The 9,397-nt window shown below is 60.1% G+C and carries 6 protein-coding genes, 3 tRNA genes, 1 pseudogene and 1 riboswitch; of the genes and pseudogenes, 8 read left to right on the top strand and 2 right to left on the bottom strand.

Going from position 1 to position 9,397, the window contains the following annotated elements; genetic code table 11:
- Window positions 1–33 precede the first annotated feature (33 nt).
- On the bottom strand, window positions 34–543 hold the full coding sequence (locus ACE04F_RS22405; protein ID WP_486109972.1) for a 6,7-dimethyl-8-ribityllumazine synthase: 510 nt from the start codon (window positions 541–543) through the stop codon (window positions 34–36).
- Between the two features lie 101 nt (window positions 544–644).
- Window positions 645–812: riboswitch (FMN riboswitch) on the bottom strand.
- Between the two features lie 260 nt (window positions 813–1,072).
- Between ACE04F_RS22405 and ltaE the strand changes: the two genes are divergently transcribed.
- The 7 genes from ltaE (at window position 1,073) to ACE04F_RS22370 (ending at window position 7,029) form a co-directional block, all read left to right on the top strand.
- Window positions 1,073–2,077 (top strand): low-specificity L-threonine aldolase, encoded by a 1,005-nt coding sequence (ltaE, locus tag ACE04F_RS22400; protein ID WP_486109971.1) that lies wholly within the window; start codon window positions 1,073–1,075, stop codon window positions 2,075–2,077.
- Between the two features lie 145 nt (window positions 2,078–2,222).
- On the top strand, window positions 2,223–4,844 hold the full coding sequence (alaS, locus tag ACE04F_RS22395; protein WP_486109970.1) for an alanine--tRNA ligase: 2,622 nt from the start codon (window positions 2,223–2,225) through the stop codon (window positions 4,842–4,844).
- 85 nt (window positions 4,845–4,929) lie between these two features.
- The gene (locus ACE04F_RS22390; protein ID WP_305499355.1) at window positions 4,930–6,171 is read left to right on the top strand and encodes an aspartate kinase; all 1,242 of its coding nucleotides are present in this window, start codon (window positions 4,930–4,932) and stop codon (window positions 6,169–6,171) included.
- A 184-nt stretch (window positions 6,172–6,355) separates the two neighbouring features.
- Window positions 6,356–6,544 (top strand): carbon storage regulator CsrA, encoded by a 189-nt coding sequence (csrA, locus tag ACE04F_RS22385; RefSeq protein ID WP_003178872.1) that lies wholly within the window; start codon window positions 6,356–6,358, stop codon window positions 6,542–6,544.
- Between the two features lie 62 nt (window positions 6,545–6,606).
- A tRNA-Ser gene (locus ACE04F_RS22380) sits at window positions 6,607–6,697 on the top strand.
- Between the two features lie 106 nt (window positions 6,698–6,803).
- Window positions 6,804–6,880: transfer RNA gene (locus ACE04F_RS22375), tRNA-Arg, on the top strand.
- A gap of 72 nt (window positions 6,881–6,952) precedes the next feature.
- Window positions 6,953–7,029, top strand: a tRNA-Arg gene (locus tag ACE04F_RS22370).
- 19 nt (window positions 7,030–7,048) lie between these two features.
- Here ACE04F_RS22370 and ACE04F_RS22365 read toward each other — a convergent pair.
- A pseudogene (locus tag ACE04F_RS22365) lies at window positions 7,049–7,562 on the bottom strand (cell envelope protein SmpA).
- Between the two features lie 321 nt (window positions 7,563–7,883).
- On the opposite strand from ACE04F_RS22365, the gene mgtE reads away from it, so the two are divergent.
- Window positions 7,884–9,326: a magnesium transporter gene (gene mgtE, locus ACE04F_RS22360; RefSeq protein ID WP_486109969.1), complete on the top strand. Its 1,443-nt coding sequence runs from the start codon at window positions 7,884–7,886 to the stop codon at window positions 9,324–9,326.
- The last annotated feature ends 71 nt before the right edge of the window (window positions 9,327–9,397 follow it).

Here is a 9,397-nt window from a genome sequence, read left to right as displayed (position 1 = left end):
GGCGCGCTCCCACAAGGGAAACTGTGTCCAGGTTTATACCGCTACCGCCCGCTGCTCACTGCGGCGCAACGCCCGCGTCTTGTGCAGCGTATCGGCACAGGTCTTCGCCGCTTCCTGGCCCTTGTGCACGAAGTGCTCGAAGAAGAACTTCTGATGTTCTTCGCCAGCGTGGAAGTGATGCGGCGTCAGCACGACCGAAAACACCGGTACTTCGGTTTCCAGCTGGACCTGCATCAAACCGCTGATCACCGATTGGGCGACGAACTCGTGGCGATAGATGCCACCGTCCACCACCAGACCGGCGGCGACGATGCCGGCGTAACGACCTGACTTGGCCAGCAGCTTGGCGTGCAGCGGGATTTCAAAGGCGCCGCCGACTTCGAAGAAGTCGATGTCGTTTTCCTGATAACCCTGGTTGATCATCTCAGTGACGAAGCCTTTCCGGCTCTGGTCGACGATTTCCTTGTGCCAGCAGGCCTGGATGAACGCGACGCGCTCGCCCGGATGGGTTTTGGTCTTGCTGTCGATTGCGGTGGGTTGCATGTTCTGGTTCCTGTTTGTGTGAAAAACAGGGCGTCATGAATCGAAGGGGATTCGAGGGTACGCCGCGCACAAGACGGTCGCAGGCGGCCCTTGGGTGTCAATCCCGTTCTCTCTTCATCCGGACTATGACCGTCGGCCCCGGAATCACACCGGGTCTGCTGACCTTGTCGCTGCACGGTAAAGACCGTGTAGCACCAAGCGCTCGCGGGCTATGCGCATTGCGCGCAATTACCGCCGGTGGGGAATTGCACCCCGCCCTGAGAACGTTTTGCCGTCACATTTTGTGACGGCGCAGGATTTTTAACACATAACCCCCTCTGGGAGCGAGCCTGCTCGCGAACACGGTGTATCAGTTGAATAGATGTCGCTGACCCAACGCATTCGCGAGCAGGCTCGCTCCCACAGGGGAACTCATCAATCTTCAGGCCAGGTGTTCTTTTCCTTCGACCGGGCTTGATTATTCCTGCCCATGCCCGCAGTAATTGCCGTTCGAAAGGGAATTTCCCCATACAGAACCGAGGCCAGATTCATGCGCGTTATCGACCTTCGCAGCGACACGGTGACCCAACCTTCCGCCGGCATGCTGGACGCCATGGCCAGCGCGCCGACCGGCGACGATGTGTATGGCGAAGATCCGACCGTCAATCGTCTCGAAGCCGAGCTGGCCGCGCGGCTGGGATTCGCGGCGGCGTTGTTCGTGCCCACGGGCACCATGAGCAACCTGCTGGGGTTGATGGCCCACTGCGAACGCGGTGATGAATACATCGTCGGGCAGCAGGCTCACACCTACAAGTACGAGGGTGGCGGTGCGGCGGTGCTCGGTTCGATCCAGCCTCAGCCCCTGGAAGTGCAGGCCGACGGTTCGCTGGACTTGGCGCAAGTGGCTGCCGCGATCAAGCCCGACGATTTCCATTTTGCCCGCACCCGCCTGCTGGCCCTGGAAAACACCATGCAGGGCAAGGTCCTGCCGCTGGAGTACCTGGCGCAGGCGCGGCGGCTCACCCGGGAACATGGCCTGGCGCTACACCTGGACGGCGCGCGGCTGTACAACGCCGCCGTCAAGCTGAATGTTGATGCCCGGGACATCACCCAACATTTCGATTCGGTGTCGGTGTGCCTGTCCAAGGGCCTCGGGGCTCCGGTAGGCTCGGTGCTGTGTGGCACTGACGAGTTGATTGGCAAGGCCCGACGGCTGCGCAAGATGGTCGGTGGCGGTATGCGCCAGGCCGGGATCCTCGCGGCGGCGGGGCTGTATGCCCTGAAACATAACGTCCAGCGCCTGGCCGACGACCACGCCAATGCCCAGCGGCTTGCCGAGGGCTTGCGTGCGGCGGGTTATGCCGTCGAGCCGGTGCAGACCAACATGGTCTACGTGCAGATCGGCGAGCGGGCCGAGGCGATCAAGGCCTACGCCGCTGAGCGGGGTATCCAGCTCAGCGCCGCGCCCCGTCTGCGCATGGTCACCCACATGGACGTCAGCGCCGGGCAAATCGACCAAGTGATCGACACTTTCGTCGCATTTTCCCGCAACTGATCCTTTCACCGGCCCGATTGACGGTTTCTATCGCATAACACACTGTACCCCACGCAAAGGGCCGATATAATGCGGCCCTTTGCCGTTGCTTCGTCTGTTGACGTTTTGCACAGGCCTTTGGCCGCAGCCTCCGTGGAAGAACCTAATGAAAAGCGCAGAAATCCGTGAAGCCTTCCTTCGCTTCTTCGAAGAGCAAGGCCACACCCGAGTAGCCTCCAGCTCTTTGATTCCGGGCAACGACCCGACCCTGCTGTTCACCAACGCGGGGATGAACCAGTTCAAGGACTGCTTCCTGGGCCAGGAAAAACGTGCCTACACCCGCGCGGTGAGCAGCCAGAAATGCGTGCGTGCCGGCGGCAAGCACAACGACCTGGAAAACGTCGGTTATACCGCTCGTCACCACACTTTCTTCGAAATGCTGGGTAATTTCAGCTTCGGTGACTACTTCAAGCGCGACGCCATCACCTTCGCCTGGAACTTCCTGACTTCCGAAAAATGGCTGAACCTGCCGAAGGAAAAGCTCTGGGTCACGGTCTACGCCACCGACGACGAAGCCTACGACATCTGGACCAAAGAGGTCGGTGTCCCGGCTGAACGCATGGTGCGCATCGGCGACAACAAAGGCGCGCCTTACGCTTCCGACAACTTCTGGACCATGGGCGACACTGGTCCGTGCGGCCCTTGCACCGAGATTTTCTACGATCACGGCGCCGACATCTGGGGCGGCCCACCCGGCTCGCCGGAAGAGGATGGCGACCGCTACATCGAGATCTGGAACAACGTGTTCATGCAGTTCAACCGCACCGCCGACGGCGTGTTGCATCCGCTGCCAGCGCCGTCGGTAGACACCGGCATGGGCCTGGAGCGGATCAGTGCAGTGTTGCAGCACGTCCATTCCAACTACGAAATCGACCTGTTCCAGAGCCTGTTGGCCGCTTCGGCCAAGGCCATTGGTTGCTCCAATGACAACCAGGCCTCGCTGAAAGTGGTGGCCGACCATATCCGTTCCTGCGGCTTCCTGATCGCCGATGGCGTGCTGCCTTCCAACGAAGGTCGCGGCTACGTGCTGCGCCGGATCATTCGTCGCGCCTGCCGTCACGGCAACAAGTTGGGCGCCAAGGGCAGCTTCTTCTATCAGATCGTCGCGGCGCTCGTGGCCGAGATGGGCGAGGCCTTCCCGGAGCTCAAGACTCAGCAGGCGCACATCGAACGTGTCCTCAAGGGTGAAGAAGAGCAGTTCGCCAAGACCCTCGAGCAGGGCCTGAAGATCCTCGAGCAGGATCTGGCCGAGCTCAAGGGCAACGTGGTTCCAGGTGACGTGGTGTTCAAGCTGTACGACACCTATGGCTTCCCGATGGACCTGACCGGCGACATCGCCCGCGAACGCAACCTGACCCTCGACGAGGAAGGTTTCGAGCGCGAAATGGAAGCCCAGCGCGTGCGCGCGCGTTCCGCCAGTTCCTTCGGCATGGACTACAACAGCCTGGTCAAGGTTGACGTGGCCACCGAATTCACCGGTTACGCCGCGACCACCGGCTCGGCCAAGATCGTGGCGATCTATAAGGACGGGCAATCGGTCGACGTCCTGAGCGAAGGCCAGGAAGGCGTGATTGTGCTGGACAAAACACCGTTCTACGCCGAGTCCGGCGGCCAGATCGGCGACAGCGGCTACTTGCAGGCCGGCAACTCGCGCTTTGATGTGCGCGACACCACCAAGACCGGCGGCGCGTTCCTGCACCACGGCGTGCTGGCCTCCGGCAGCCTGATGATCGCCGCGCCCGTGGCCGCCCATGTCGATGCCGAGGTCCGTCATGCGACTGCCTTGAACCACTCCGCGACGCACTTGCTGCACGCAGCGTTGCGCCAGGTGCTGGGTGAACACGTTCAGCAAAAAGGCTCGTTGGTGGACAGCCAGCGCCTGCGTTTCGACTTCAGCCATTTCGAAGCGATCAAACCTGAGCAGCTCAAGGCGCTAGAAGACATCGTCAACGCCGAGATTCGCAAGAACTCCCCGGTAGAGACCGAGGAAACCGACATCGAGACCGCCAAGCGCAAAGGCGCGATGGCGCTGTTCGGCGAGAAGTATGGCGACAGCGTGCGTGTACTGAGCATGGGCGACTTTTCCGTCGAGCTGTGCGGTGGCATCCACGCCAATCGCACCGGCGACATCGGCCTGCTGAAGATCATCAGCGAAGGCGGCGTGGCCTCCGGTGTGCGGCGTATCGAGGCGGTCACTGGCGCTGCGGCGCTGGCCTACCTCAACGCGGCTGAAGAACAACTCAAGGAAGCGGCGAGCCTGATCAAGGGCAGCCGTGACAACCTGATCGACAAGCTGTCGGCTGTGCTGGAGCGCAACCGCCTGCTGGAAAAACAGCTTGAACAGTTGCAGGCCAAGGCTGCCAGCGCCGCGGGCGACGATCTGTCGGCCCAGGCGGTGGACGTCAAGGGCGTGAAAGTCCTGGCCGTGCGTCTCGATGGCCAGGACGGCAAGGCGCTGCTGGCGCTGGTCGATCAACTGAAAAACAAACTCGGCCGCGCAGTGATCCTGCTCGGCGGTGTCCATGAGGAAAAGGTCGTTCTCGTCGCAGGCGTGACCAAAGACCTGACTGGCCAACTCAAAGCCGGTGATTTGATGAAGCAGGCCGCTGCGGCAGTGGGCGGGAAGGGCGGTGGTCGTCCGGACATGGCGCAAGGCGGCGGTACCGACGCCAGCGCCCTGGACGCGGCACTGGCCCAGACCGTTGCATTTGTAGAGCAGGGCATTTAAGGCAGCGCCCCTCGGGCTCGCCAAGGCGGGCCCGGGCGCTGTCGAGATTATTTGGGCGCCCTTCATGGGCAGAGGCGGCTTTGAAATGGCTTTGATCGTACAGAAATTTGGAGGCACCTCGGTCGGCACCGTCGAGAGAATCGAACAAGTCGCCGACAAGGTTAAGAAATTCCGTGACGCTGGCGATGACCTGGTGGTCGTGCTGTCGGCAATGAGCGGCGAGACCAACCGCCTGATCGATCTGGCCAAGCAAATCAGCGGCGACCAGCAACCGGTTCCCCGTGAGCTGGACGTAATCGTGTCCACTGGCGAGCAGGTGACTATTGCCTTGTTGGCCATGGCGCTGATCAAGCGTGGCGTACCTGCGGTGTCCTATACCGGCAACCAGGTGCGTATCCTGACCGACAGTGCGCATAACAAAGCGCGTATCCTGCAGATCGATGACCAGAAGATTCGCGGTGACCTGAAGGCTGGCCGCGTCGTGGTTGTCGCCGGTTTCCAGGGCGTGGACGAGCACGGCAACATCACCACCCTCGGCCGTGGCGGTTCCGATACCACTGGCGTGGCCCTGGCGGCAGCCCTCAAGGCTGACGAGTGCCAGATCTACACCGATGTGGATGGCGTCTACACCACCGATCCGCGGGTCGTGCCCGTGGCTCAGCGCCTGGACAAGATCACCTTCGAAGAGATGCTGGAAATGGCCAGCCTCGGTTCCAAGGTGTTGCAGATCCGCGCGGTGGAGTTCGCCGGCAAGTACAACGTTCCGCTGCGCGTTCTGCACAGCTTCAAGGAGGGTCCGGGCACCCTCATTACTATCGATGAAGAGGAATCCATGGAACAGCCGATCATTTCCGGCATCGCTTTCAACCGCGATGAAGCCAAGCTGACCATCCGTGGCGTGCCAGACACTCCCGGCGTGGCGTTCAAGATTCTCGGCCCGATCAGCGCGGCCAACATTGAAGTCGACATGATCGTGCAGAACGTCGCGCACGATAACACCACCGACTTCACCTTCACCGTGCACCGCAACGATTACCAGGCCGCTGAAACCGTGCTGAAAAAGACCGCTGGCGAGATCGGCGCCCGGGAAGTGGTGGGCGACACCAAGATCGCCAAGGTCTCGATCGTCGGTGTAGGTATGCGCTCCCACGCAGGCGTGGCCAGCCGCATGTTCGAATCGCTGGCCAAGGAAAGCATCAACATCCAGATGATCTCCACCTCGGAAATCAAGGTGTCGGTGGTGATCGAAGAGAAGTACCTGGAACTGGCCGTGCGCGCCCTGCACACGGCTTTTGAGCTCGACGCTGCGGCCCGACAGGGCGAGTAAGGCGTTGCTGGAGGGCGCGGTTTCGACCGCGCCCTTTGTTTTTCTGGATGGTATGTCCCAAAACTGTTCTTTTGCGCCCGCTGGTCAATACTAGGCCTGTGGGCTGCGACCGTTTCGGTTGTAGGTGTCATGCCGTTTTTTTGCAGACTGTTGTTCCTGAACTGAATCGCGTGAGGAGAAAGGTATGCTGATTCTGACCCGTCGGTGCGCAGAGAGCCTGATTATTGGCGATGGCGAAATCACCGTGACCGTGCTCGGCGTCAAAGGAAACCAAGTGCGTATCGGCGTCAACGCGCCGAAAGAGGTCGCTGTGCACCGGGAGGAAATTTACCTGCGTATCAAGAAAGAGAAGGACGACGAACCAAGCCATTAATTTTTATCGATTTTTATGTTTGCAAACGGGGATGAAGGTGGTTAATATACGCCCCGTGTTGCGGAGAGCTGGCCGAGTGGCCGAAGGCGCTCCCCTGCTAAGGGAGTACACCTCAAAAGGGTGTCGGGGGTTCGAATCCCCCGTTCTCCGCCATTATTCGTTTAGTGCGCTGTCTCTGGCTTGATCGGTAAGTGTTTGAAATTACTGAAAAAAGCGCTTTACAAAAAGATTCGGCGACCTATAATGCGCGGCAACAAATGCACTCGTAGCTCAGCTGGATAGAGTACTCGGCTACGAACCGAGCGGTCACAGGTTCGAATCCTGTCGAGTGCACCATTTAAGAGTTGCTTGCAGCGATGCAAATAACTTGGCTACAACCAGTTGTGATCTGGTATAAAACCACAACTTGCACTCGTAGCTCAGCTGGATAGAGTACTCGGCTACGAACCGAGCGGTCACAGGTTCGAATCCTGTCGAGTGCACCAAACACCAAAAAGCCTGCGTTCATCGCGGGCTTTTTGCTGTCTGGGATTTAACGTTTCACGCAGCCTTTCTCATCGAACGCGACCTCGGTGCTGCGGCCGTTCCTCTTTTTGTAGGTATAGCGCGTGTTTGAATTCCGCACCTTGATCGTGTCGGGCCTGCCGAGTGCGCTCTCCACGTCTTGCTGGCTCATTCCGGCGATTATTCGCCGATTCATGATTGCCTCCCGGCGCTGACTGGCGTCGATCAGATTCCCGCATTTGTCCTCCAGCTGGCCGACGATGGTCGGCGCCCTGCGTCGGTTTGTGTTGCCGGATGTTTTTTGCGGCTGCGCCTCCGGCAGCAGCGGTGCGACGTGGCCTGGGTTAAGTGAATTTATCTGCTGCAAGGACAGGACCTCCCCGGACGGGCAGCTCAGGCTCGTGAACGTCACCTGCCCGGCGCCGTTTTCGCAGCGATGCACGGTTTGTGCGGCGCTCCAGAGGGGCAGGCAGGCTAAGGCGGCGATTGGAAAAAGACAGCGGTTTGCGGGCATCCGGGCATCCTCCTTGACCGTTGCTAGAGAAGGGTAGTCGCCACATTCCTGTCGTAGCGTGTGTTTTCTTTTCAGAATAAGTCGTCGTAAATGCAGAGGTTCAGCCTGTGTTCAGGTTTGTCTCGCAAGCGCTTGTTCTTGCCGCGATTTTTTAACGTTCTAGAGCGCCAAGCGGTGTATGATTGCGGCCGTCAGCCCCGCCGGGGCTTTGGAATATCTTCATGGACTTACCCAGTAGTTACTCAATATCGCGTTTTACCAATCATGAATTGACTGATTGATCCTTCCGGCGTGCTCCACTGCTGGGAGTGGAGTTCGCCTATGACCGAAGTAGAAGTAAAAAAAACGCAGGAAAGCCTTCAGGATCGCCTCGCTCAAGTCGTTGAGCTGCTGCATCGTCAGCGGGTCGTGGAAGACCTGACGCATCGCCAGGAAGGCCCTCATTCCGACCGGGTCGGGAACCTGGTCCACCGGCAGAATCTCGTCGAGTTGCAGCGCAAGCTCGATGACCTGCACTCGGCCGACGTCGCCTACATCCTTGAAGCCTTGCCACTGGAAGAGCGCTTGACGGTCTGGCAACTGGTCCAGGCCGATCGCGACGGTGACATCCTGCTGGAAGTGTCCGACTCGGTTCGTGAGACCCTGATCGCCGACATGGATGATCACGAGCTGTTGGCGGCGGCCAAGGAGATGGACGCCGACGAGCTCGCCGACCTCGCCCCCGAACTGCCGCGCGACGTTGTCCATGAGCTGATGGAAGCCCTTGATGGGCAACAGCGCGAGCGTGTCCGCTCGGCATTGTCCTACGACGAGGAGCAGGTCGGTGCGCTGATGGACTTCGAGATGGTGACGATCCGCGAGGACGTCAGCCTTGAAGTGGTCTTGCGTTACCTGCGTCGCCTCAAGGAGCTGCCGGGGCATACCGACAAACTCTTCGTGGTCGATTACGACGGCGTGCTCACCGGCGTGCTGCCGATCAAGCGGCTGCTCGTCAATGACCCGGAGAAGCAGGTTGCCGAGGTCATGGCCAGCGACACTGTGAGTTTCCATCCCGACGAAAATGCCTACGACGCGGCCCAGGCATTCGAGCGTTATGACTTGATTTCCGCGCCGGTGGTGGACAAGAACGGCAAACTGATCGGCCGTCTCACTATCGACGAAATGGTTGACCTGATTCGTGAGGAAAGCGAAAGCGAAGTCCTCAGCATGGCCGGTCTGCGAGAAGAGGAAGATATCTTCGCTTCGGTCTGGAGATCCCTGCGCAACCGTTGGGCCTGGCTGGCGGTCAATCTGATTACGGCGTTTGTCGCTTCTCGCGTCATTGGCCTGTTCGAAGGTTCCATCGAGAAGCTGGTCGCGCTGGCGGCGCTGATGCCAATCGTAGCCGGTATTGGCGGCAACTCTGGCAACCAGACCATCACCATGATCGTTCGCGCCATGGCGCTGGACCAGGTCAGCACCGGCAATACGTCGCGATTGATGCGCAAGGAGCTGGCGGTGGCGTTGATCAATGGCGTGATCTGGGGCGGCGTGATCGGCGTGGTAGCGTACCTGCTATACGGCAGTTGGTCGCTGGGTGTGGTGATGACCGCGGCGATGACGCTCAATCTGCTGCTGGCGGCGTTGATGGGGGTATTGATCCCGATGACCCTGGCCCGCCTGGGGCGCGACCCGGCGATGGGCGCCAGCGTGATGATCACCGCCATGACGGACAGCGGAGGGTTCTTCATCTTCCTGGGCCTGGCGACGATTTTCCTGCTCTGAATGGCTCCCAGGAAGCCCGCCTGATTGGCGTAATGCTGTTCTCTTACGGCAACCGACGAACCCGTGGGGGG

Source organism: Pseudomonas sp. AGC41 (assembly GCF_057334555.1).
Note: the sequence above shows the minus strand (reverse complement) of the source record. Positions and strands in the feature narration are given on the sequence as shown.